Source organism: Gilliamella sp. Occ3-1 (assembly GCF_001690655.1).
GTDB classification, from domain to species: domain Bacteria; phylum Pseudomonadota; class Gammaproteobacteria; order Enterobacterales; family Orbaceae; genus Gilliamella; species Gilliamella apicola_P.
Window position 1 is genome coordinate 144,856 of record NZ_LZHQ01000034.1, and the last position, 25,738, is coordinate 170,593.

At 35.1% G+C, this 25,738-nt stretch carries 21 protein-coding genes; 8 read left to right on the forward strand and 13 right to left on the reverse strand.

From position 1 onward, the window contains the following. Entirely contained in the window at nt 1-1,437 is a 1,437-nt protein-coding gene (locus tag A9G43_RS10370) for a sigma 54-interacting transcriptional regulator (protein WP_141674069.1), read from the forward strand. On the opposite strand, the gene A9G43_RS10375 is transcribed toward A9G43_RS10370, so the two are convergent. The 3 genes from A9G43_RS10375 to A9G43_RS10385 all read right to left on the reverse strand — a co-directional run bounded on the left by A9G43_RS10375 (nt 1,430) and on the right by A9G43_RS10385 (nt 5,283). Next, nucleotides 1,430-2,611: an NAD(P)/FAD-dependent oxidoreductase gene (locus A9G43_RS10375; RefSeq protein WP_065608726.1), complete on the reverse strand. Its 1,182-nt coding sequence runs from the start codon at nt 2,609-2,611 to the stop codon at nt 1,430-1,432. The genes A9G43_RS10370 and A9G43_RS10375 overlap by 8 nt on opposite strands. 517 nt (nt 2,612-3,128) lie before the next feature. Then, complete coding sequence (locus A9G43_RS10380; RefSeq protein WP_065608727.1) at nt 3,129-3,746, reverse strand: MFS transporter; 618 nt, start codon at nt 3,744-3,746, stop codon at nt 3,129-3,131. Nucleotides 3,747-3,756: 10 nt separating this feature from the next. Then, nucleotides 3,757-5,283: a hypothetical protein gene (locus A9G43_RS10385; protein WP_065608728.1), complete on the reverse strand. Its 1,527-nt coding sequence runs from the start codon at nt 5,281-5,283 to the stop codon at nt 3,757-3,759. Nucleotides 5,284-5,539: 256 nt separating this feature from the next. On the opposite strand from A9G43_RS10385, the gene gltB reads away from it, so the two are divergent. The 6 genes from gltB (at nt 5,540) to A9G43_RS10415 (ending at nt 16,330) form a co-directional block, all read left to right on the forward strand. Beyond that, nucleotides 5,540-9,997 carry a glutamate synthase large subunit gene (gene gltB / locus A9G43_RS10390; RefSeq protein WP_065608729.1) on the forward strand — a complete coding sequence of 1,486 codons (4,458 nt, stop codon included), beginning with the start codon at nt 5,540-5,542 and terminating at the stop codon, nt 9,995-9,997. 13 nt (nt 9,998-10,010) lie between these two features. Next, on the forward strand, nt 10,011-11,423 hold the full coding sequence (locus A9G43_RS10395) for an FAD-dependent oxidoreductase (protein WP_065608730.1): 1,413 nt from the start codon (nt 10,011-10,013) through the stop codon (nt 11,421-11,423). A 424-nt stretch (nt 11,424-11,847) separates the two neighbouring features. Then, a complete protein-coding gene (locus tag A9G43_RS10400; RefSeq protein ID WP_065608731.1) occupies nt 11,848-12,192 on the forward strand; it encodes a hypothetical protein in 345 nt (114 codons plus the stop codon). 80 nt (nt 12,193-12,272) lie between these two features. After that, complete coding sequence (gene secA, locus A9G43_RS10405) at nt 12,273-15,005, forward strand: preprotein translocase subunit SecA (protein WP_065608732.1); 2,733 nt, start codon at nt 12,273-12,275, stop codon at nt 15,003-15,005. Nucleotides 15,006-15,125: 120 nt separating this feature from the next. After that, nucleotides 15,126-15,530: an 8-oxo-dGTP diphosphatase MutT gene (gene mutT / locus A9G43_RS10410; RefSeq protein WP_065608733.1), complete on the forward strand. Its 405-nt coding sequence runs from the start codon at nt 15,126-15,128 to the stop codon at nt 15,528-15,530. 584 nt (nt 15,531-16,114) lie between these two features. Next, nucleotides 16,115-16,330, forward strand: coding sequence for a DUF4177 domain-containing protein (locus tag A9G43_RS10415; protein ID WP_065608734.1), 216 nt, complete (start codon nt 16,115-16,117; stop codon nt 16,328-16,330). 221 nt (nt 16,331-16,551) lie between these two features. Here the strand turns inward: A9G43_RS10415 and A9G43_RS10420 are convergent, their stop codons facing one another. The 5 genes from A9G43_RS10420 to A9G43_RS10440 are packed head-to-tail and all read right to left on the reverse strand — an operon-like array spanning nt 16,552 to nt 18,471. After that, on the reverse strand, nt 16,552-16,935 hold the full coding sequence (locus A9G43_RS10420; RefSeq protein WP_065608735.1) for a DMT family transporter: 384 nt from the start codon (nt 16,933-16,935) through the stop codon (nt 16,552-16,554). Then, the gene (locus A9G43_RS10425; RefSeq protein ID WP_065608736.1) at nt 16,935-17,291 is read right to left on the reverse strand and encodes an EamA family transporter; all 357 of its coding nucleotides are present in this window, start codon (nt 17,289-17,291) and stop codon (nt 16,935-16,937) included. Before A9G43_RS10425 ends, A9G43_RS10420 begins: the two co-directional genes overlap by 1 nt. Then, nucleotides 17,279-17,713 (reverse strand): zinc uptake transcriptional repressor Zur, encoded by a 435-nt coding sequence (gene zur, locus A9G43_RS10430; protein ID WP_065560478.1) that lies wholly within the window; start codon nt 17,711-17,713, stop codon nt 17,279-17,281. Before zur ends, A9G43_RS10425 begins: the two co-directional genes overlap by 13 nt. 16 nt (nt 17,714-17,729) lie before the next feature. Next, the gene (locus A9G43_RS10435) at nt 17,730-18,008 is read right to left on the reverse strand and encodes an RnfH family protein (protein WP_065560477.1); all 279 of its coding nucleotides are present in this window, start codon (nt 18,006-18,008) and stop codon (nt 17,730-17,732) included. Between the two features lies 1 nt (nt 18,009). Next, entirely contained in the window at nt 18,010-18,471 is a 462-nt protein-coding gene (locus A9G43_RS10440; RefSeq protein ID WP_051634262.1) for a type II toxin-antitoxin system RatA family toxin, read from the reverse strand. A gap of 33 nt (nt 18,472-18,504) precedes the next feature. Here A9G43_RS10440 and smpB point away from each other — a divergent pair, with 33 nt between their 5' ends. Continuing rightward, entirely contained in the window at nt 18,505-18,987 is a 483-nt protein-coding gene (gene smpB / locus A9G43_RS10445; RefSeq protein WP_034913656.1) for an SsrA-binding protein SmpB, read from the forward strand. 44 nt (nt 18,988-19,031) lie between these two features. Here smpB and A9G43_RS10450 read toward each other — a convergent pair whose 3' ends face one another. The 5 genes from A9G43_RS10450 to A9G43_RS10470 all read right to left on the reverse strand — a co-directional run bounded on the left by A9G43_RS10450 (nt 19,032) and on the right by A9G43_RS10470 (nt 25,531). Continuing rightward, nucleotides 19,032-20,030: a LacI family DNA-binding transcriptional regulator gene (locus A9G43_RS10450; protein ID WP_065608737.1), complete on the reverse strand. Its 999-nt coding sequence runs from the start codon at nt 20,028-20,030 to the stop codon at nt 19,032-19,034. A 23-nt stretch (nt 20,031-20,053) separates the two neighbouring features. After that, entirely contained in the window at nt 20,054-21,172 is a 1,119-nt protein-coding gene (locus tag A9G43_RS10455) for a glycoside hydrolase family 172 protein (protein ID WP_065608738.1), read from the reverse strand. Between the two features lie 74 nt (nt 21,173-21,246). After that, nucleotides 21,247-22,470: an oligosaccharide MFS transporter gene (locus A9G43_RS10460; protein ID WP_065608739.1), complete on the reverse strand. Its 1,224-nt coding sequence runs from the start codon at nt 22,468-22,470 to the stop codon at nt 21,247-21,249. 313 nt (nt 22,471-22,783) lie between these two features. Continuing rightward, nucleotides 22,784-24,196 (reverse strand): glucuronate isomerase, encoded by a 1,413-nt coding sequence (gene uxaC, locus A9G43_RS10465; protein WP_065608740.1) that lies wholly within the window; start codon nt 24,194-24,196, stop codon nt 22,784-22,786. Between the two features lie 69 nt (nt 24,197-24,265). Then, a complete protein-coding gene (locus A9G43_RS10470) occupies nt 24,266-25,531 on the reverse strand; it encodes an MFS transporter (RefSeq protein WP_065608741.1) in 1,266 nt (421 codons plus the stop codon). Between the last annotated feature and the right edge of the window lie 207 nt (nt 25,532-25,738).

Genomic DNA, 25,738 nt, shown 5'->3' on the forward strand with positions numbered 1-25,738 from the left:
ATCATGACAATCGATCCTGAATTATTACAATCATTGGAAATATTTAAACATTTTTTTGATTTAATCCATCAACCAATGGCGATTATTGATAAAGAAGGCAAATATGTTTATTACAATCAGGAAAGTGCTGAACTTGATGGTTACCCTATAGAACAAGCTATAGGAAAACCAATGCTTAAAGTTTATCCCAAGATGCGAAAAGAAGACAGCACGATGTTGCAAGCCCTACAACATGGGAAAGAATATCAAAACAATTACCAAAGCTATTATAACCATGTAGGTAAACTTGTAGATTATATGCACACAACAGTTCCTCTTTATAATAAAAATCAAAAAATTATCGGCGCAATAGAAATAGGTCGAAATTTATCTACTGTTAGGCAATTACAAGACCAAGTATTCAAGCTCAATAGCAAGTTATATCAAAATAAAGAACAACCATTACCAGAAATTGTTTTTGTATCAAAAACAATGCAAGAGGTTATCGATCAAACTAACATCTTGGGAGCAAATGAAGTTCCAGTATTAATAGTTGGCGAAACAGGAACAGGTAAAGAGCTATTTGCTCGTTTAATCCACCAAATAAGCCAACGCCGTGACAAAGCATTTATCTCGCTCAACTGTAGTGCACTACCAACCACACTGATTGAAAGCACCCTATTTGGTACGGTCAAAGGCGCATTTACAGGTGCTGAAAACCGACAAGGTTATTTAGAACTGGCTAACGGAGGCACATTATTCCTTGATGAATTAAATGCTATGCCTCTTGAAATGCAAAGTAAATTATTACGATTCTTACAAGAAAAAACCTACTGGCAATTAGGTGGTAATAAAGAAATGCATTCAGATGTTCGTATTGTTGCTGCCATGAATGAACCACCTACAGAACTATTAAAAACAGGAAAAATGAGAAGTGATCTGTTTTTTCGCTTAAACGTTGGTTTAATAAAACTCCCCGCTTTGCGCGACAGAACAGAAGATATTCCGGTGTTAGCACGCTATTTTATTGATAAACATAAAAACGACGTCAATGTTGTAATTAGCGGTATTAGTGAACATGCACTACAACAATTAATATCAGCTCCTTGGCCTGGTAATGTCCGTATGCTTGAAAATACAATTGTCAGAAGTATGGTATTACAAAACGAACCGGGTAAATTACAGAATATTGTCCTTGATAAAGATCTATTCGATCTTAATAGTTCATCTTCTCAAAACGATGATATCAATAAACCAGAAAATTTACCTATTAACACATCTACTGATGGAAACAACTTAATTGAACAAGTTGAAAACTATGAACGACAACTCATTATTAACGCATTAAATCAAGCCAACGGCAAAATTATAACGGCGGCAAAACTATTAAACATTTCACGCACAACGTTACAATACAAAGTAAAAAAATACCATATTCAAATGGGCGTAATTAATTAAACGATCGAGCACAAGCAAATGCACTACTCCATGCCCATTGAAAATTATAGCCACCTAACCAACCTGACACATCGACAACCTCACCAATAAAATAGAGGTTGGGGTGTGTTTTAACTGCCATAGTTTTGGAAGACAACACATCAGTACTTATACCACCAAGAGTCACCTCCGCAGTACGATAACCCTCAGTCCCATTTGGAGTAATATGCCAATGTGTTAAAGCATTATACAAGTCTTGCTGTTGTTTGGGATTAAGTTGCTTAACTATTATATCGTTTATCAAATTGAGCTGTATTAACACCTCAACAAGCCTTTTAGGTAAAACCTGTGCTAAACAATTTTTTATAGTTTGATTACGATTCTGCTCTAATAATGGTTTAAACGATGATTCGAATGTGAAATCAGGTAATAAATTAATAGTAATTGACTCTCCAGCCTGCCAATAGCTTGATATTTGCAAAATAGCTGGTCCTGAAATTCCTCGATGAGTAAATAATAGATTCTCCTTAAAACTAACTCTTTCATTAGAAACTTCAACAGCAACAGCAATACCTGACAAGGTTGATAATATATCAAGTAAAGGTTTATGTAACGTGAACGGTACTAATCCTGCTTTGACTGGTATCACTGGAATAGCCAATTTTTCGGCAATTTTATAACCAATTGAAGTCATGCCAAGGGCTGGCATCGATAAGCCTCCCGTAGCAATAATAAGATTATCACTATCAATAATGCCTTGAGAAGTATGTAATTTAAATCCTATTTTATCACTGCTAATATCTTCAACCTGAGTCTGCATCATAAAATGAACATGCCCTTTTTGACACTCGTTTAATAGCATATCAACAATATCTTGCGCTGAATTATCACAAAATAATTGCCCATGATCTTTTTCATGGTAAGCAATACCATACTGATTTACTAATTGGATAAAGTCCCACTGAGTAAATTGTTTCAAAGCTGATTTACAAAAATGAGGATTGCAAGAAATATAATTACTAGGTTCAACCATTAAATTAGTAAAATTACATTTACCACCACCAGACATTAGAATTTTGCGTCCTAACTTTTTACCATTATCAATCACAGTAACATCATACCCTTTTTGCCCCAGTAAACCTGCACAAAAAAGCCCAGCGGCGCCAGCACCCACAATTGTAATTTTAGTTTGCATTATTAATAGATCAAAAATAAAAGATAACAAATTATAACAGTATACAATTGTCACTCATAGTTATTGAATCTAACAGCAGATTTTATACTCAAACACCTAGTTACCGGAAACTTTTTAACAAGAAAGAAAAAGAACTTATATCCCATTTTCTAAAGCCAAATTTAAAAGCAACACCTTAACTTATAAAAAAGAAAATAAATCATAAAGGTAAATACTACTATTAGCTTTCTTAATAACGTTTATATAACTTATTAAAAGATCGACTTATAAATAATATTTATTAAGCCAGCATTCTTTTTATTCTTCATACAATTATAAAGGTATGATTATGCAATTTTTATAAAAGGAGGGTAAATATATCAAAATAATCTTTATTACTTATTTAAACTTAATTAGTAGTAAAAAGCTTGTATTATTAAAATAATTAACTAATTGATTTTAATAATATATTGATAAACCAGCGACAACTATCACCGATTTATCATTTTTAATATCTTTATAGTACTATTCTATCTTCTTATCCGCTCTTTTTTATTCGTATTTTATTTAAAAATAGATAAGCAGATATAGCAACAACAAAATTTCCTAGTGCAGCAAATATTGTTACAACATTAAGAGCAAAATAGTTAAATAAAATAAATCCTGTCAAAATTGCACCAATTGCCGCACCAAAAGTATTAATCGCATAAAGATGTCCAGTTGTTTGACCAATATTTTTCCAAAACTGTGCTATATAAGTAATTAAAATTGGAAGTGTTGCTCCCATCAAAAGAGCTGGAATAAGCACCAATAAGAAATTAACAATTGCAACAACAATTAAATTGTAAACAATAAAGATATCACCGACAAATAAAATAAGTTGATAACTAATTATTCCAAATAAACCAATTCCAAATTCACTAAAACAAAAAAACTGTAGTGCTTTATTTGGGTATTTATCAACAATTTTTCCTCCTCCAAGAGCGCCTAAACCAAGTCCTAACATAAATGCCGATACAATGATTGCCACAGAATCAACATCAGAACCAAAAGCCGAATAAAGAGCTCGTTGCCAAGCAACTTGATAAGTTAAACCACTCATTCCAGAAATAAAAAATAGCGTGCTTAATAGTAGTGATTGTTTCTTACTTAACATAAAAGCGTCCTTAATTATTTTTCCAAAAACCATATTTATATTCAGTTATCATATTACTATCGGTAATAATTTCTGTATCTCTTCCTAAGTTATAAAGCTTTTCAACTTCATCTAGACTTAACAGTTTGGTTGCTAATGTTTTTTGGTAAGCGCCATTTTTAAGTTGTTTGGAAGCTTCATTAAACAATAGCTTACCATCTAAAACTAACTTATCGAGACTCTCTTTCGCTACACCTTCATCTATTTTAATCATTGAATCAGAAGCATAAATAAAACCCATAGTGCCCCAATAAGCATGTTTAAATACCGATTGTGCCGTTTTTAATGTATCTAGCGAACGAGTACTATTAAATGCCAAAATACCATTAGGATTTAATGAATTATGTAATATATTCATCATCTCTTGCGATAATAGATTGGTTGTACCTGAACGCCAATGATAAGTGGTATTCATGATAATTAAATCATATTTTTTATCACTATTTCGTTTAAGCCAACGTCGACCGTCATCAATATAGATATTAATTCGATGATCATCTAGTATTGGAGAAACAACTGGGTATTGTTTAATAATATCCAAGTAACCTTTATTAATTTCAATGCCGTCAATCGTTTCTAATGTAGGGAAACTTGATAGAGCACGCGTCCAAGCCCCACCACTAACACCAATAACCAGCACTTTTTTAGGATTTGGATGAATTGCCGCTAATAGATAAAGCCGGTTTAAGTCATTTATATCATTATCAGGATCTATATTTAAAATACCATCATACATTCGATTTCCTAATACAATATTTTTCCTTCCATCCCTATTGTCATTGGCAATATGAATTATACCATAGCGATTTTCAATATAAGAATTAATAGATATGTCTTGTCCGAAGCTATCTCTAAAAATATAATCAGAGTGTTTATCTACAAAATAAAAGCAACTAATACCAAGTATAGCAAAGGCAGAAACAGAAACTGCCGATTTTTTAATTATCATCAAGCCACCTAATAAGATACAAACAATACCTATTAAAATAAACATTGATGAAATAGAAATATAATCAAGGAGAACTCCGCCAATTAATAAACTACCAAGTGTTGAGCCAATAATATTAAAAAAATAGACTTTAGAAACTGAAGCACCTACTTTTCCATTGCCAATATTCGTACCTAAATGGTGCACAATTGGAAATAATATTGCCTTTAAAGCTGCAACGACAAATATTAAAATACTACATATACGTATACATTGAGTTAAGCTATTTGGTTGATTTATGCTTTGAATAATAAATGGAATCAATATATCAATAAAACCAGCAAAAATTAAAACCATTCCTCCGACCAATAGTAGGTTCGAATAGCGTGTACAAATTGCTTTACCTCGACTTGCACCAAAAGCAATACCTAATAGAAAAAAGAACAGTACAAGTGCAAAAGCATAAGGAGCACCACCTAACATAAAGCTAACGATTCTAAACCATAGCATTTCTTGACCTAAGCTCATTAATCCAACTAAAAGTGAAATGCACCAAGCAAAATATTTCATAGTGTTTTCCTCTATCCTAAATAACTATTATTATTTATAACTATTATAGTAAACATATAATTAATTGCTAATGTTTTATACAATTATTCATTTTACATCAAATAAAATTAGCTTCATTAATAACGCTATATTGGAAGATTAACTTATAAGTAATATTTATTTGACCAAAAACTAATTTTTGATTAACTTCACACGCAATATGGAATTAAAGCCTATTCCTTCTTAAATTATAAAACGATGAATTAGAGGCAATGATATGTTATATAACCAGTATCATGAAAAAGATAACTGTGGATTTGGTTTAATTGCTCACATTGAAGGACAACCAAGTCATAAAGTGGTGCGTACTGCAATTCACGGACTTGCCAGAATGCAACACCGTGGTGCTATTTTATCAGACGGTAAAACTGGTGATGGCTGTGGACTTTTATTACAAAAACCCGATCGATTTTTTAGATTAGTGGCACAAGATGCGGGCTGGCGTTTAGCAAGTAATTATGCCGTTGGTATGTTGTTTTTGAGCCAAGATGAAAAAGAAGCTCAAATTAGCCGTGATATTGTCGAAGAAGAATTAGCCAATGAAACCTTATCTATTTTAGGTTGGCGTGAAGTACCAATTGATAAAAGTGTGCTTGGTGAAATTGCCCTATCATCATTGCCTAAAATTGAACAAGTCTTTGTTAATGCACCCGCTGGATGGACAAAAATTGATTTAGAACGCCGCCTATACATGGTGCGCCGTCGAATTGAAAAACGGGTACAAGACGATACATTTTACGTTTGTAGCTTCTCAAATCAGGTCAATATCTATAAAGGCTTATGTATGCCTAAAGATTTACCTCGATTCTATCTAGATTTGGCTGACATCCGAATGGAAACAGCAATTTGTTTATTTCATCAACGTTTTTCAACCAATACTGTTCCTCGTTGGCCATTAGCGCAACCTTTTCGGCATTTAGCTCATAATGGTGAAATCAATACTATTGAAGGTAATAGACAATGGGCACAAGCACGTTCCTATAAATTTAAAACTCCACTCATTCCGGACTTACAAGATGCGGCACCTTTTGTTAATGTCACAGGTTCTGATTCAAGTTCATTAGATAACATGCTTGAGCTATTTCTTGTAGGAGGAATGGATATTGTACGAGCTATGCGCTTATTGGTTCCACCTGCATGGCAAAATAATCCTGACATGAACGAAGATCTGCGTGCTTTTTTCGACTTCAACTCAATGCATATGGAACCTTGGGATGGTCCTGCCGGTATTGTAATGTCTGACGGTCGTTATGCCGCATGTAACTTAGACCGTAACGGATTACGTCCTGCACGTTATGTAATAACGACAGACAAACTCATTACCTGTGCATCCGAAATCGGTATTTGGGATTATCAACCTGACGAAGTCGTCACTAAAGGACGCGTTGGTCCAGGTGAATTGTTAGTTATAGACACTGAAGAAGGTCGCATTTTACAATCGTCTGAAACAGACAACGATTTACAAAAACGTCATCCATATAAAGAATGGATGGAAAAAAATGTTAAAAGACTGATCCCTTTTGAAAACCTACCTGATGATAACATTGGCTCTCGATATTATGACGATATCTTGCTAGCAACTTATCAAAAACAATTTGGTTATAGTGTTGAAGAGCTAGACCAATGTATTCGAGTGCTAGGTGAAAACGGTCAAGAAGCCACCGGCTCAATGGGCGATGACACACCATTTGCGGTACTATCAACAAGGCCTCGCTCAATTTATGATTATTTTCGTCAAAAATTTGCTCAGGTAACAAATCCGCCTATCGACCCACTACGCGAATCACACGTTATGTCACTTTCAACCAGTATTGGCCGTGAAATGAACGTGTTTGCCGAAGCAGAAGGTCAGGCGCATCGTGTTGCGTTCAAATCCCCTGTTTTGGTCTATTCAGATTTTAAACAATTAACAGCATTAGAATCACGTTATTACAAATCAGAATCCTTAGATATCACTTATGAAATCGATGGTAGCCTGCGCGATGCCATTGAACAATTATGTGGTGATGCTGAAGCAAAAGTTCGCAATGGCACGGTATTATTGATTTTATCAGATAAAAATATAGCACCTGATCGCTTACCAATTCCTGCGCCTATGGCAGTTGGAGCTGTTCAGCAACGCTTAGTTGAAAAAAACTTACGTTGCGATGCTAATATCATTGTCGAAACCGCAGGCTGCCGTGATCCACATCAATTTGCGGTACTTCTTGGTTTTGGTGCAACCGCAATTTACCCTTATTTAGCCTACGAAATCTTAGGCCAAATGGTCGATAATAGCACAATAAACAAATCTTACCGTGAAGCCATTCTTAATTATCGTAATGGAATTAACAAAGGCTTATATAAAATTATGTCAAAAATGGGCATTTCAACCGTCGCCTCTTACCGCTGTTCAAAACTATTTGAGGCAGTTGGCTTAAATAAAGAGGTCGTTGAACTTTGTTTCCAAGGAGTTACTAACCGTATTAATGGAGCCAATTTTGATGATTTTGCACAAGACCAATTTAACTTATCAAAAAGTGCATGGCTGAAAAGAAAACCATTAGAACAAGGTGGGGTACTTAAATATGTTCATGGTGGTGAATATCATGCTTATAATCCTGATGTAGTACAGTCACTACAAAAAGCGGTCAATAATGGCAATTATGAAGATTACAAACGCTATGCCGATATCGTCAACAACCGCCCTATTGCCACCTTGCGTGATTTATTAAAGCTCAATCCACCTGAAAACGCAGCTATTCCACTTGATCAAGTCGAACCAGAAGAATCACTGTTCAAACGCTTTGACTCGGCAGCCATGTCTATTGGTGCGCTAAGCCCTGAAGCACATGAATCCCTTGCCGAAGCAATGAACACGCTCGGTGGTTTTTCAAATTCAGGCGAAGGCGGTGAAGATCCAGCTCGCTACAACACCATAAAAGTATCACGCATAAAACAAGTTGCATCAGGTCGTTTTGGTGTAACACCAAGTTACTTAATGAGTGCCGATGTTATTCAAATCAAAGTAGCACAAGGAGCAAAACCGGGGGAAGGTGGTCAGTTACCTGGCGACAAAGTCACACCATATATTGCTAAATTGCGTTTTTCTGTACCGGGCGTCACACTTATTTCACCACCACCTCATCACGACATTTACTCGATTGAGGATTTGGCACAATTAATATTTGACCTAAAACAGATTAACCCTAATGCCATGATTTCGGTTAAATTAGTATCAGAGCCAGGCGTTGGCACAATCGCAACTGGAGTTGCTAAAGCCTATGCCGACTTAATTACCATTTCAGGCTATGATGGTGGAACAGGCGCCAGCCCATTAACTTCAGTCAAATATGCTGGTTCTCCATGGGAATTAGGGTTGGTTGAAACTCAGCAATCATTAGTCGCCAATGGGTTACGTCACAAAATACGTTTACAAGTAGACGGTGGTTTAAAAACGGGCACTGATATTGTCAAAGCAGCTATTTTAGGTGCTGAGAGTTTTGGATTTGGAACAGGACCAATGGTTGCCTTAGGTTGTAAATATCTGCGTATTTGCCACCTTAATAACTGTGCAACGGGTGTTGCAACGCAAGACGAAAAACTGCGTAGCGAACATTATCATGGCCTGCCAGAAAAGGCGATAAACTATTTCCGCTTTATTGCGCGTAACACGCGAGAAATTATGGCCGAGCTAGGTGTCAGTCGTATCGTCGATTTGATAGGACGCACCGATCTGTTATTAGAACTTGATGGCATCACAGCAAAACAACAAAAACTTGATCTATCAGGACTGCTCGAAACAGCAAAACCTATTGATGGCAAACCAGTTTATTGTATTGAAGACAATAAACCATTTGATAAAGGTGTGCTAAATAAAGAGATCATCACACAAGCACAACAATTTGTTGATAATCGCCAAAGCCAAAGCCTCTATTTTGATATACAAAATACTGATCGCTCTGTGGGTACTAGTTTATCTGGCTATATTGCCAAAAAATATGGTGACCAAGGTCTTGTTGCTGATCCTATTTCGCTTAACTTTAACGGCACTGCGGGTCAAAGTTTTGGTGTTTGGAACGCTGGAGGTGTGAACTTAACACTCACAGGCGATGCCAATGATTATGTTGGTAAAGGCATGGCTGGCGGTCGTATTGTGATTCGACCACCGCAAGGCTCAGCATTTTTAAGCCATGAAGCAACCATTGCCGGTAATACCTGCTTATATGGTGCAACTGGAGGAAAACTCTTTGCCGCTGGACGTGCTGGAGAACGATTTGCGGTACGTAATTCTGGTGCAATTAGTGTTGTTGAAGGCATTGGAGACAATGGCTGTGAATATATGACAGGCGGTATTGTCTGCGTATTAGGTAAAACAGGAGTTAACTTTGGTGCAGGTATGACAGGTGGTTTTGCTTATATTTTAGATGAAGATAGTGATTTCCATAAACGCATAAATAAAGAGTTAGTGGAACTATTGAATGTTGCTGATTACTCAATTCACGAAGAACATTTACGTGGTTTAATAATGGAGCACGCTCAACTTACCCATTCATCACGCGCGGAAGAAATTTTGGCTAATTGGGATGATTATTCAAAACAATTTGTATTAGTCAAACCAAAATCGAGTGATGTAACAGCGTTACTTGGGCACCGCAGTCGCTCATCAGCAGAATTACGTATTCAAGCACAGTAAGGAGAACACGAAAATGAGTCAAAATGTTTATCAATTTATCGATTTACAACGTGTTGATCCGCCTAAAAAATCGTTAAACATTCGCAAAATTGAATTTGTTGAAATTTATGAAGGATTTTCTGCTCCACAATCACAAGCGCAGGCTGATCGTTGCCTTGCTTGTGGCAACCCATATTGTGAATGGAAATGCCCTGTGCATAACTATATACCCAATTGGTTAAAACTGGTTAATGAAGGCAAAATATTAGAAGCGGTTGAACTCTCACATCAAACCAACAGCCTGCCTGAAGTTTGTGGCCGAGTTTGCCCACAAGATCGCCTTTGCGAAGGCTCTTGTACTTTAAATGCTGAATTTGGCGCAGTTACCATAGGTAATATAGAGCGTTATATTACTGATGAAGCCTTTAGAATGGGTTGGAAACCTAATTTATCAAACGTCGAAAAAACAGGATTGAAAGTTGCAGTTATTGGTGCTGGTCCTGCTGGCCTTGCTTGTGCCGATGTCTTAGTCCGCAATGGCGTAACACCAGTGGTGTTTGACCGTCACCCTGAAATTGGTGGACTACTCACCTTTGGCATCCCAGCGTTTAAACTTGATAAAGAAGTATTAATCAACCGAAGACATATTTTTACTGAAATGGGCATTGAGTTCCGTCTAAATACTGAGGTCGGTAAAACGGTACAATTAACCGACTTAATCAACGAATTTGATGCGGTTTTTGTGGGTGCTGGAACTTATCAATCAATGCGAGCGGGTCTTCAAAATGAAGATGCCAACGGCGTTTATGATGCCTTACCATTTTTAATTGCCAACACTAAACACATAATGAAACATGCGCAAACCCAAGATACCCCATACATTGACATGAAAAACAAACGTGTTGTGGTATTAGGTGGTGGTGATACTGCAATGGACTGTGTACGAACATCTATTCGTCAAGGTGCAACTGAAGTTACTTGTGCTTATCGCCGAGACGAAGCCAACATGCCGGGCTCAAAACGAGAAGTCAAAAACGCCAAAGAAGAAGGCGCACAGTTCCAATTTAACGTACAGCCACTCAGCATTGAAATTAACAGCACAGGACAAGTCACAGGTGTCAAAATGGTTCGAACAGAACTCGGCGAACCCGATACAAAAGGTCGGCGTTCACCAGTGGTGATTGCAGGTTCAGAATTTGTCTTACCTGCTGATGCGGTTGTAATGGCATTTGGATTTAGACCTCACGCCATGCCTTGGCTTGCTCAGCATGGTGTCGAATTTGACCTACATGGCAAAATCATCGCACCCGAAGCTAACAGCTACCAAACCACCAATCCAAAAATCTTTGCTGGTGGCGATGCTGTTCGTGGTTCTGATCTAGTTGTCACTGCCATTAACGAAGGTCGCAAAGCGGCTGAAGGTATCTTAGATTACTTAGAGATTTAGCGACTATCTTGCTTTCAATCAAAATTACTTTAAATAAAAAAACAAACCCGCTTTAAAACAGCGGGTTTTTAATGCTTAATTTATTGTATTGTTATCCAAGCAATTTATAACAATTATTCACTAAAAAGCTTCATTTATATGGTTTATTTTATTAAAATTTTTGCGTTCGAGAAATATTTTGTTATCTAAGTAAAAATATAAGCTGTGAATTTTTGTTGCCCCTTGCCGCTCTCAACTTATACGGCGGTTGCTTTCTTTTGTTATTATCCTTTTTTCAACCGTCAACTCATGCTATAAACGAAAATAGTGCATGTTTATAGAAAATACTGAAATGTTTATCTATAGTATAATCAGTATAATCAAAAATTACATCTTTATAATAATTGTTTTTCATTTTGACAAAAAATGCTAACATATTGCTATTATGGCAATCACTAATTATTGGCAAAAACTTAGCAAATGCTTAATTATTAAAACCGCTTTCCCGCACTTATTATTAGGTGTGATTGCTACTGTGTTCAGTTTATGTCAACACAATGCACTTCCTACAGAATCTTCAGTTTCGCAAATTGGAATTATTGCAATTGCATCTATTGTGCAAGATCACAAAGAAGTAGATCGAAAAAAATCCCAAACGCTACCGCAGTTACAAAAGCAATGTATTGTAGCACTTTTTATCAGACCCAATTATATTGAGCTTTCACCAAGTAAAGTTATCCGACTATCTCCCTATAACGGCATACGAGCCGGACCTATAGCTACCGCTTAATGATATTATCACGCAAATAAAATTAATTTTTATATAAGGCTAATGCCCTAGATCCGTATAGAAAAAACAAGAGAAAAGTTATGTTATTAAAATTATTGACAAAAGTATTTGGTAGCCGCAATGAGCGCGTATTAAAAAGTATGCGTAAACGAGTTGAAAAAATTAATGCACTTGAACCAGACATAGAAGCATTAACTGATGATGAACTAAAAGCAAAAACTACAGAATTTAAAGACAGGATTGCCTCTGGAACCCAATTAGATGATATTTTAGAAGAAGCTTTCGCAGTGGTACGTGAAGCGAGTAAACGTGTATTTGGCATGCGTCATTTTGATGTGCAGTTAATCGGTGGTATGGTATTAAATGAACGTTGCATTGCTGAAATGCGTACGGGTGAAGGTAAAACTTTAACAGCGACATTACCTGCCTACTTAAATGCACTAACAGGTAAAGGTGTACACGTTGTTACGGTTAATGATTACTTAGCGCAGCGAGACGCTGAAAATAATCGTCCTTTATTCGAATTTTTGGGCTTAACTGTAGGGATTAACCTACCAAATATGCCCGCACACATAAAACGTGAGGCTTACAACGCAGATATCACCTATGGTACCAATAATGAATATGGTTTCGACTACCTACGCGATAATATGGTATTTACCAAAGATGCTCGAGTACAACGTCCATTACATTACGCCTTAGTCGATGAAGTTGACTCAATTTTAATTGATGAAGCAAGAACACCTCTGATTATTTCAGGTCAAGCGGAAGATAGTTCCGACAGATATATTAGCGTTGATAAAATCATTCCTTACTTGACCCATCAAGAAAAAGAAGACTCTGACCAGTTCCAAGGTGATGGTGACTTCTCAATTGATGAAAAATCTCGCCAAGTTAACTTAACAGAACGAGGCTTAGTTAAAGTTGAAGAATTACTGATAAAACAAGGTATCATGAAAGGTGATGAGTCACTTTATGCGCCGAGCAATATCGTATTGATGCATCACGTTAATGCAGCCCTACGCGCTCACCACCTATTCCATCGCGACGTTGATTATATTGTCAGAGATAACGAAATTATCATCGTTGACGAACATACTGGAAGAACAATGGATGGTCGACGTTGGTCTGATGGTTTACATCAAGCTGTTGAAGCAAAAGAGCACGTTAAAATCCAAAATGAGAACCAAACACTGGCTTCAATTACTTTCCAAAACTATTTCCGTTTATATGAAAAACTAGCTGGCATGACAGGTACTGCTGACACTGAAGCATTTGAGTTTAACCAAATTTATGGTTTAGATACGATTGTTATTCCAACTAATCGCCCAATGCAACGAAAAGATCAATCCGACCTTGTCTATATGACCGAAAAGGAAAAGATAAATGCAATTGTAGCTGATGTACAAGAATGTGTAAAACGCGGTCAACCTGTTTTAGTCGGAACAGCATCAATCGAAAAATCAGAATTAGTTTCACAAGCATTTAAAAAAGCAGGTATCAAACATAATGTCCTAAATGCTAAATTCCATGCTCAAGAAGCAGAAATCATTGCTAATGCAGGGAGTAAAGGTGCAGTTACTATTGCAACCAACATGGCTGGTCGTGGTACTGATATTATGCTCGGTGGTAACTGGCAAAATGATATAGCAAAAATTGAAAATCCAACACAAGAAGACATCGAAAAAGCGAAACAAGCTTGGCAAACAAAACACGAAGAAGTGATTGAGTTAGGTGGACTTTATATTTTAGGTACTGAACGTCACGAGTCACGCCGTATCGACAACCAACTACGAGGTCGTGCAGGACGTCAAGGTGACCCTGGCGCTTCACGCTTTTATCTATCACTGGAAGATCCATTGATGAGAATTTTCGCCTCTGATCGTATGGGTAATATGATGCGTAAATTGGGTATGAAAGAAGGTGAAGCTATTGAACACCCATGGGTCACAAAAGCCATTGCCAATGCTCAAAAGAAAGTTGAAAGTCGCAACTTTGATATTCGTAAACAACTTCTTGAATATGATGATGTCGCCAACGATCAACGTAAAGTAATTTACCGAGAACGAAACGGCTTACTTGATAATACCGATATAAAGGATACCATTGATTCAATTCGAGGTGATGTATTTAACACTTTAATTGACCAATACATTCCACCACAATCAATTGAAGATATGTGGAATATACCAGGTCTTGAAACTGCGCTAAAAACAGACTTTGACTTGAATTTACCGGTCGCAAAATGGCTAGATGAAGAGCAAAATCTGCACGAAGAAACATTGCGTGAACGAATCTTACAAATTGCTCAAGACAAATATTTAGAAAAAGAAAACATGGCTGGAGCTGAAGCATTTAGACATTTCGAGAAAAGTGTTATGTTACAAACACTTGATACGCTTTGGAAAGAACATTTAGCAGCTATGGATTATTTACGCCAAGGTATTCATTTGCGCGGCTATGCACAAAAAGATCCAAAACAGGAATATAAACGTGAATCATTTAATATGTTTGCTAACATGCTAGAATCATTAAAATATGATGTTATTGGTATTTTGAGTCGCGTACAAATTCGCTCACAAGAAGAAGTTGACGAAGCTGAACGCCAACGCCTAGCAGAAATGGAAAAACTAATGGCCAAACAACAAGCTAACCATGATTCGGTAGCGAGTATAAATGGCAAAAATGAAGAACTATCAGCAGGAGCTTCTTCGCAACCAATAGTACGAACTCAAGCCAAAGTTGGTCGTAATGATCCATGCCCCTGTGGTTCAGGTAAAAAATATAAACATTGCCATGGTGCTGTTCAGTAAGGAAAAAATTTAGTATCATCAAACAAATTTGATACTTAAATCGTCGATTAAGATCGACAATAGGTTGAAAGGGAAAGTCACAACTTTCCCCCAAAATTTTACTCATAGGCAAATAGAATTATGAATAAACATATTGAAATTGCTGTAGGTATTATTCGTTCACAAAATTGTCAAATATTTATCACCCAACGCGGAGAAGACTCTCATCTTGCTGGTTTTTGGGAGTTTCCTGGTGGAAAAATCGAGACCGGAGAAACGCCATATCAAACATTACAACGCGAAATCGCTGAAGAAGTTGACATCCATATCCACCAAGCCCAATTTTTAGATACCTTTAACCACAATTATGATGATCGCGATATTACAATTCATGCATATTTAGTTGAAGAGTGGGATGGAGTCCCTTTTGCTAAAGAAGGCCAACCAAGTCGTTGGGTTGACCAAGAAGATCTGAATGCTGATGAGTTTCCAGATGCTAATAGACCAATTATTGAGATGCTAAAGAACTTAGATAAACAGATCTAATTTGTAGGAATTGCTCGCATTGTTTGTAGCAATTTAACAAACTCCCATTGAATATAAAACACTAAAACAGGCAACGTAATTTTCTACGCAAGTTTTGCACTAATTATCTATGGAGTATTCACAACTATTGATTTGTCCAGAATACATATGATGATAATTATTTTCATGGTGTAATCTAAGTTACATGTAACTGAATCGAAAATTTATCAACTAATATATTAAGATTAGAGAAACTCAAATCTTCCATAATGAACTTTTTACTAAATTTATTTGTAGGAAAACGCCGAGTTGTTTACACCTCATGATTAAAATAATCCTCTAAAAATTCATAAGGCGTTTAGCTAAGTCAATAAGGATATTTTTTGTATATTTATTACAGCAGTTTTTCAAATTTACCGTAAACAACACGAGTAATTCCTACACCTATGGGATATTGATAATAATAATAAAAATGGTTAACAACTAAAGAATAAAAAAATTAAACCTAACTATTTTTAAATAAAAAACAAATTGTTATGTTCTAGATACTAAAGTTTAAAAAATATATAATGTTAATTTAAGAAAGTCTTGGAGGTTTAATTATTATGAAAGAATATAAGGTAGTTATTTATCAAGAAAACGGCTTTTCCTCATTGTTTTTGGGAGTAGCTAATGTTAATCCTGTTAGATTTACCGAGTTGTTAAATAGAAATGCTGAAGCAGGCTGGCGCGTAGTAACGATGGAAAGAGAGATACGCCGCTTGTTCTTATTCTGGAATCGAGAAGCTCACATAGTTATCCTTGAGCGTGACCGAATTTAAATAATCATGAAATAATTTTCATTAAAATAAATATTTACGATAAGTAATATTCTAAATTAATAATTATAAGGTTGGAAATTAATATGCTTATTAGGACATATTATTTCCACTAAATAAGATAAACTCAAACTGATCAATTGCTAAATTCAACAAATTAGAAGTATTGCTCTATTGTTAAAAAGTTTCAGGAAACACTATGTTTCAGTATAAAAGAGGTAACTTTAGGATTTATGCTGTAATTTTTGCTCTGCTAGAGCTAAAAAAACAATACCTATAATGATAGCTACCCCACCAAGCATGCGCTTCAATGTAATTTGCTCATCAAAAACAATAACCGAGACCAACATTACTGTAACCACTTGTAAATGAGAAGCAGCAAAAGCCGGACCCACTGGGGCTTTTTTTAATAATACCATCCAAGTGACAAATGCTCCTGTATAGCCAAGTATAACTAAATAAGCCCAACCATAAGAAAAAATACGAATTAACCAATCAATACTTATTTCAAATGGCATAGCTGATATTGCAGTTAATTTAAAGCTTGTTTGACCAAATGTATCAAAAAATAATAGTAAAAAAAATCCAATAATATAAAATTTTTTCATTATGTAAGCCCCACTAAAACTACGCCAGTAGTAATAAAAAATATACCAATGATACGGAATAAAGTAAGGTGCTCTTGAAATAAGATACGCCCAGCTAACATAACAGTAATGATATTAAATGAACCTAGTAAAATACCTTGCGATAAAGGCACTTTACTTAAAAAAGCTAGCCAAAAAATAAAACCGATAAAATATGTACCAAACCCCAACCAAAGCCAAAAATTACTAATTAATTTTTGCCAATAATGTAAACCTTGCTTATTTTTTGAAGTAATTGCGGCATACTTAAATGCAATTTGCCCAACAGTATCGCAGGCAATATTAATTAGCCAAAGAACAACAATTAAGGTTGACACTGCTGACAAAATCCGTGTATTTCAAGCACACTATGTTTGATTAAAAAATCACTTTGCTGTGCTAACTGTTTAAATTGATATTCAATATTTTGTGAGTGTTTTTCAGTGATTCGCTGACATTTATCGCAAATAAATAAAATTGAAATATGTTCAGGGTCTTGAAAATGTGGACAAATAATATAGCTATTAGAAGATTCCACTTTATGGATAAAACCTTGTTCAAGCAAGAATTCAAGTGCACGATAAATTGTGGGAGGTTTAGCTTGAGGTTCGCTTAGTTTGAGTAGATCTAAAAGATCATAGGCACTCATTGCTTTATTTGCCGTTAACATAATATCTAAAACTGTTCGACGCTGCGTTGTCAGTTTAATACCACGTTTTTTGCATAAAGTTTCAATCTTTTCAATTAACAGATTATGCATTTAATATCCTTTACCTTTAGCCATAATTTTTTTGTGCAGCTTTTCTTCGTCTTATTTCTTTAGGATCATTGATTAAAGGGCGATATATTTCAATACGATCGCCATTTTTAACCAATTCATTAAGATCACAACGTTTTCCATAGATGCCGATTAAATGCTCATCTAGTTTAATCTGACATAACGATAAGATATTGGATTTTGTAATTGCTTGCAAGACATTCGTTTGCTCATCAACATTACAGTTAATTACTGTCGAATTATTCGGTAACGCATAAACAACTTGAATATTGATCATTTTAATAAATCTGCCTTGCTCTTTTTGAAAACGCATTAACCATACTAGTCATGATTTCTTTAAATACAGGGGTAAAAGTCATATCTAATAATTTATTTTTGAACTCAAAATCTAAATTAAAACTAATTTTGCTTTGGTTTTCAGTAATTTTAACAAATTGCCAACGACCCGATAATTGTTTAAACGGGCCTTCTAAAAGAGTCATATCAATTGAGTTAGGTTCATTGGCTCTATTTAATGTAGTAAAAGATTTTTTAAAACCGAACTTTTCAACCTCAATAAATGCAGCCATAATATTATCTTGTTTTCTAATAATACCAGATGCGATACAATCAGGAATAAATTCTGGATATTTCTCTATATCATTAACTAAAGCAAACATTTGTTCAATTGAGTAAGGCTCGATAACTTCGTGAAAAACATGCGCCATAATAATAAAATAAAAAGTTAAAATTAGTAGCATATAATATCACGTAACTCTATAATAACGCACATTATGACTAAGAAAAAATCACACAAGCCGGGATCGGCAACTATTGCATTAAATAAACGCGCACGCCATGAGTACTTTATTGAAGAGGAAATTGAGGCGGGATTATCCCTGCAAGGTTGGGAGGTAAAATCACTCCGTGCAGGTAAAGTAAATATTAGCGATAGCTATGTTTTACTTAAAGATGGTGAAGCATGGTTATTTGGTGCAACTATTACGCCATTAAATGTTGCTTCAACACATGTTATTTGTGAACCTATGCGTAATCGTAAGTTACTGCTAAATGAGCGTGAACTCAACTCATTATTTGGTCAGATTAACCGCCAAGGCTATACGGTTGTTGCCCTTTCGTTATATTGGAAAAATGCATGGGCAAAAGTAAAAATTGGTGTTGCCAAAGGTAAAAAAGAATACGATAAACGTACCGATATTAAAGAACGCCAATGGCAAGTTGATAAAGCACGTATTATGAAAAACGCAAATCGGTAATGTGCTGTTATATTTAATATATTGTTACTTAGTAGAGTATATCTTTAACGGTGGCGAATAATTTGTGGCTTGATAAAAAATGCATTGTTTTCTAATTGTTTAAAATTTAGCAAATTATCAATTACATCAACACATGTATGAGCCATACATTGAAAATCCTGTGCAATAGCATCAATCGGGTAATAAGAATAATTAAGATAAACATTATAATCATAAGAACATAAACGGATCTGTTGTGGTTTGGCTTCCACTTCAACTAAATAATTCAGTACTTCTTGTAGTAAATTGCACGAAGGAGTAAAAATAGCCTTCGGTAGTCTGCCCAATTTTATGTGAAGATTTTTGAGTAATTCATATCCTTTATTGGGACAATACCGATCACTTACTAACCATTGTGGATTAATGGTTAAACCCACATTTTTAAGTCCCTGTTTAAATCCCTTAAGCCTAGCTCCAATGGAAGTTAACTGAGTATCACAACCAATAAAATAAAATTCATCTAATTGCCGAGCATACGGTTGAATTAGCTCAGCTACAGAATGCAATGATTCGCTAGTAATAAACGGTAATAGCGTATCTTTGAGATAACGATCGAAAAATAATACTGGGGTATTTTGATTAATACTAATATAAAATTCATCGCTATCTAATGAAGTAACAACAATCATTGCATCTACTTTTCTTTCAATTAAGTTTTGTGCAACTTTTATTTCTTCTTCCTTATTATAATGACTACATGTTATTAATAATTGTATCTTTTTCTGCCTAAATGAAGCTTCTAAATAGTGCAAAAACATGGAAAAAAAAGAATTGGACATATCTGGCACTATCACACCTATAGTATTGGTACTATTGGCCTTAACTAGATATCGACGAATATGTGATTGGTCGCTATATTGTTCAGCAATGAATAATACACGTTGTCGTGTTTGTGGCGAAATACGATATTTTTTATCTCGTTTATTAAAAATATGACTGACGGTCGTTGCTGATACGCCAGCCAAACGAGCAATATCCTTGATTTTTAATTTATTACTCGCCATAAATATCGCAATCTCCTTTTATATCAACGAGGAGTGCGTTGTTGCTTGTTAGGAAATGTTGGGTTGCAATTAACTGATGGATTTTGATACCAATATGCAACACTCGCAATATCATCACAACGCTCATATAATCTTATATCATCATTACCTATTTGTTGAAAGGCAAGTTTGATATTTTTATGAAAGGCAATAGGATCAGGTAAATGCCAACGATATAAACCATGCATAGGTAGAGCATCATCGCCAAAACCGTGAACAGGATTCGCATCTCCTGTTTGAAAAAAGTCACGCGTTGCATCACGATTAGTCTGATAAGGGTAACCCATAAATAACGTTTGAAAACATTTAGCTGATGGGTGCCCTTGACTATCACGATTATGGAATGCCCATGCCCCACCAAAATAGTCTTCAGAGCCTGTTGAGTGTTGGGTTGGATATTCGCTATCATCATCAAGATAGAACTTAAATTCGCCTTCTCCCCACCAATAACGCTCCAAAGCCGTTAATGCTAAATAAGTACCAACATAATAGCCATAACCTTTGATATTATCTAATAATACATAATCTTCAGCATAATTAGTCACTCGTTGTCTGCGCCACTGAGCATGAAAATAGAGTGGTGTTTCAAATGGCTGTGGCATTAAAGCATAATTAATGGTGAAAAAGAAATGCTGTAAATCTGCTTCATGTTCATTTTGAATTTCAATTCTTGCTTTTTTATTAAAAGGCATTCTAAAGTAACAGTTAAATCCCCCTGTTGGATTAACCACAATTGGCATTGAGTTAATATCACATCTTGCGCCAAAGCCATTACAAAAAAAATCACCAATTGGACTTTCAACGGAAGGTTTTTTTTCATCATCCCAATAAATACGAATAACAACATCACGTAGCACAAAACTACCGCGATGAGTTCTATCCGTTAAGGTAAACCACATGTGACGGATCTCTGCTGGCCCTGTAATTTCAGCAATAGTTACCGTTTCACCTGCCCCAATTGATATACATCCTTGCCCTTTACGGCTTGGGCCTAAAGCGCTTGCCTTCATACAAGATTGACCTTTTTCACCGGTCATGTTTTCTGGGGAAATAGTTCTGGTTTGTTCAAAGTGAAATTGTGTTACTGAGTCATATATGTTCATTGTGAATCCTTACTAAGGTTTATTAAATGCAATGTGTTAAAACTAAATCATTTTTATTTAACTATTTTTGTTATTCATATATTTTTCTTTTCACCACTTAAGAAGAAAATAGCAAAAATCATAAATCCAAAAACAATTAATCCTAGATTATTGAAAGTTGCTGCTGCACCAGCGGTGTCATAAAAATCGCCGACAAAAGTCGAAAACAAAATAACTCCCACAGAACCTGCTACCTGATAACCGATCAAAAAAACAGTTGCAGAAAGACGAGAATTAAAATTAATATCAATATATTTAAATACCGAGACTAAAATAGTAGATATTTCTAAACAGTGCATCAATTTGATTACGGAAATAATCGTAATACTATTAACATGACCTGTAAGGAAAATACGAGAAGCAGAAATAAAAGCAGCAAAAATCAAAGCATTTTTTGCTCCAACACGATTCACAATAAATGGAACCAAAAACATTACAGCTGCTTCTAAAAAAACCTGAAATGAATTTAATATGCCATATATACGATAACCATCATTAATATCTTCAAATTGCAGAGTAAAATAGACAGGAAATAACTGTTGATCATAAATATTATAAAGACTATAGGTCCCAAGTACATAGATAACAAATACCCAAAACTTTTTTAGTGTGAAGACGGACATAATTTCATTAAAACTTAACTTATCCTTTTTTTTGAACACTTCTTCTGATGATTTACTTAAATCGGGCTTAAAACTAACATTAAGAATCATAAAGCAGATACCGACAAACGATGCAGCCCAAAAATTAAAATGAGGATTAATACTAATTAAAATACCAGCAATAAAAGTACCTACTGCATAAGCTATACATCCCCAAGTACGACATTGACCAAACTCAAAATCAAAAGCTCGACTAATTTTTTCACAATAAGAGTCAATCAACCCCATTCCTGCAACCCAACCAAAGCCTAAAAAGAAACTACCAAAAATGACACCAATGTAAAAACTATGTTTTAGCAACGGTTCATAAACATAAATTAATGCAGGTGCAGCTAATGTGATAATAATACTTTGAAACCAAATAAGATGTTTTTTCAGTACCAATTTATCTTGATAAATACCATACACAATCATAATAATTAATGAAATAAAGTAATTAAATGAATAAATAATACCTGTCTGTTTTGCCGTTAAACCAATCTCCTTACTTAGCCATATAGCATAAAATGAAAAGACGAGACTACCTGCAGCGTAATACATAAAACTGTAACATGAAGCAAACCAATAAATTGGTTTGTTATAAAATGCGCTTGCCATAATTTATCCTATAAAGAGTGAACCACTGCAGTTGAGTATGCAGAGCTAAAAATTTAGCTTTAAAGGGTTTATTGGATAAATGTGATCAAGTTCAAATTTATTAAGTCATGTTCCCAGTATTTTTTATCTCCTAATACTAGTTGTACTAATTGTTCTATTGTCTCTACCTGCAGTAATATTAGGCCAACTAGTTTTAAATCGTTTTAACCAACTCGCATCATCTTGTAGGGCATAATGAAGAAGGAAAATTAGTATTTAATATCCTCATTACAATAACCATTATTTTTATTAATCTTTTTTGACTACATTAATTTTAGTTCAGTTCAATACCAAAATAATTTTTAGCATTATCAAAACTAATGTTTTTAACCATTTGACCTAATAACTCAATATCACGAGGAGCTTCTCCATCTTCGACCCAATGCCCGATCATGCGGCATAAAATGCGTCTAAAATATTCGTGTCGAGTATAAGAAAGAAAACTACGGCTATCAGTCAACATACCAACGAAACGACTTAATAAACCAAGTTGAGCAAGTTGCGTCATTTGACGAATCATGCCGTCTTTCTGATCGTTAAACCACCATCCTGAACCAAATTGCATTTTTCCACAAATACTTTCTCCCTGAAAATTACCTATCATCGTGCCTAGAATTTCATTATCAGAAGGATTTAAACAATAGAGTATTGTTTTAGGTAACGCATTTTGTTTTGCTTGCGCATCTAGTAATCGTGATAGTGGTTGAGCAATTGGTGAATCATTAATTGAATCAAAGCCCACATCAGCACCCATCAAATTAAACATTCTTGAATTATTATTACGTAGTGCGCCAATATGATACTGTTGTACCCAACCTCGTTTGTTATATTCGCTACCTAAAAAGATAAGTACGGCTGTTTTAAATTGCGCAGTTTCTTTAGTACTTAATACAATGCCAGATAATCGCTTAGTTAAGATGGCATTCAATTCTTTTTCTGAAGCTTCTTCATAAAAAACTGTATCTAAAGCATGGTCAGAAACTTTACAACCATGTTGCTCAAAATGATCCATTCGTTTTGATAACGCTTGACAAAGTACATGAAAACTCGAAATCGTCATATCGGTAGCCGCAGATAGTTTGTCCAAGTAAGTAACAAAAAATTCGGAATCAATATTAAATGCTTTATCTGGACGCCAACTTGGTAATACTTTGATATCAAATGAACTATCTTGTGCAATCGTTTTATGATGAACTAAATCATCAATAGGATCATCAGTAGTTCCAACCATTTTGACATTCATTTTTTTCATAATGCTACGAGCAGAAAACGCTTTGGTTTCTAACATTGCATTACATTTATTCCAAATCGTTTCGGCGGTTGATGGGGATAATAAAATATTATCAATACCAAATGGTCGGCGAAGCTCTAAATGAGTCCAATGATATAAAGGATTACCAATTGTATGTGGTACGGTTTCAGCCCAAGCCTTAAATTTTTCAAAATCATCTACATCCTTACCAGTACAAAATTTTTCAGCAATGCCATTAGTTCTCATTGCTCGCCACTTATAATGATCACCTTTCAACCAGATGTCATACAAGTTTTTAAATTGATAATCTTGAGCAATTTGCTCAGGGGGTAAATGACAGTGGTAGTCAAAAATCGGCTGCTCAACAGCATAATTATGATAAAGTTGACGAGAAAATTCGGTATCTAATAAAAAATCTTCAGTTAAAAAACTCATATTATTCTCCTTAACTGTATTTAGTTATTTAATTGCAAATGATAGATATATGCCTATTAGCTCAAATTATTATTGTTCACTTGTTGATGGCACTTTTAAAATTGTCCAAACAGCAACAGCGGCCAAAAGATCAAGACAAGTCAAAATCACAAACAATGGACTAAATCCAACTGTATCAGCAAGTGCTCCAACAATTAAGGCAAATATAGTACTTGCAAGCCATGCAGCCATACCTGTAAAACCATTTGCTGTTGCTACCTCATTTCGCCCAAAAACATCTGATGACAAAGTAATAAGAGCGCCAGATAAAGCTTGATGTGCAAAACCACCAATACAGAATAAAAAGATAGCTACATAAGGATTTGCAAACAAGCCTATTAGACCAGGACCAATCATTAATACCGCTCCAACCGTTACTACTAATTTGCGGGAATTAATCAAACTTACCTTAAAGTACTTTTGGAAAAATGGTGACATGTATCCACCTAACACACATCCGACATCAGCAAAAAGCATTGGCATCCATGCAAAAATTGCTATTTGTTTTAAATCAAAGCCATATGCTGTGAACATAAATAATGGAATCCAAGCATTGAAAGTTCCCCATGCAGGTTCGGCTAAAAATCTGGGCAAAGCAATTCCCCAAAAACGACGAGTAGTAAGAATCTTATGAGTTGGTAACTTTTTAGTGTTAGACGTTTGATGCCTTACTTCTTGACCTAATAAAATATATTTTCTTTCCTCTTCTGATAAATATTTTTGTTGGGTCGGATGACGATAAAGTACAAACCAAAATAATCCCCAAATAAAACTTAAAATGCCACAGATTATGAATGCTAATTGCCAACTATGTAACCAAATTGCTGCCGCTACTAATGGTGGCGCTATCATAGCCCCAACAGAAGATCCTAAATTGAACCATCCTACAGCTATCGATCTTTCTTTGGCAGGAAACCATTCACTTGTTGCCTTTAATCCAGCTGGAATCATTGCTGCTTCAGAAGCGCCAACTGCTCCTCTTGTAACGGCTAATCCAATCCAACTTCCTGAAAATGCAGTACTAATACAAAATATCGACCATAATAAAGCAAAAACAGCATAACCTATTCTGGTACCCAATAGATCCAGAACATAACCAGCAACCGGTTGCATTATGGTATAACACGCTGAATAAGCCGCAACAACATATGAATATTGTTGTGTTGTTAATCCCATTACATCATTAAGAACTGGGGCTACAACTGCAATCGAGTTTCGAGTAAGGTAACCTAAAATAGTTCCAATAGTAACTAAGACTATCATATACCAACGAAGGTTTTTTATTGTTTTGTACATTTTTACACTCCATGCATATATAAAATATTTTGAAGCATAATAACATGTATGATAACTTTAAAAGTTGACCTACATCACGGATTAAAAATAATTGCTAAACCGACGTGACCTTTAATCATATTGAGTAACTCATAAGCATTTTTACAAAATTTAGAGTAAGATTGTTTAACTCTAAACGATTAGATGTTATTTTAAGGTTTAAACCCA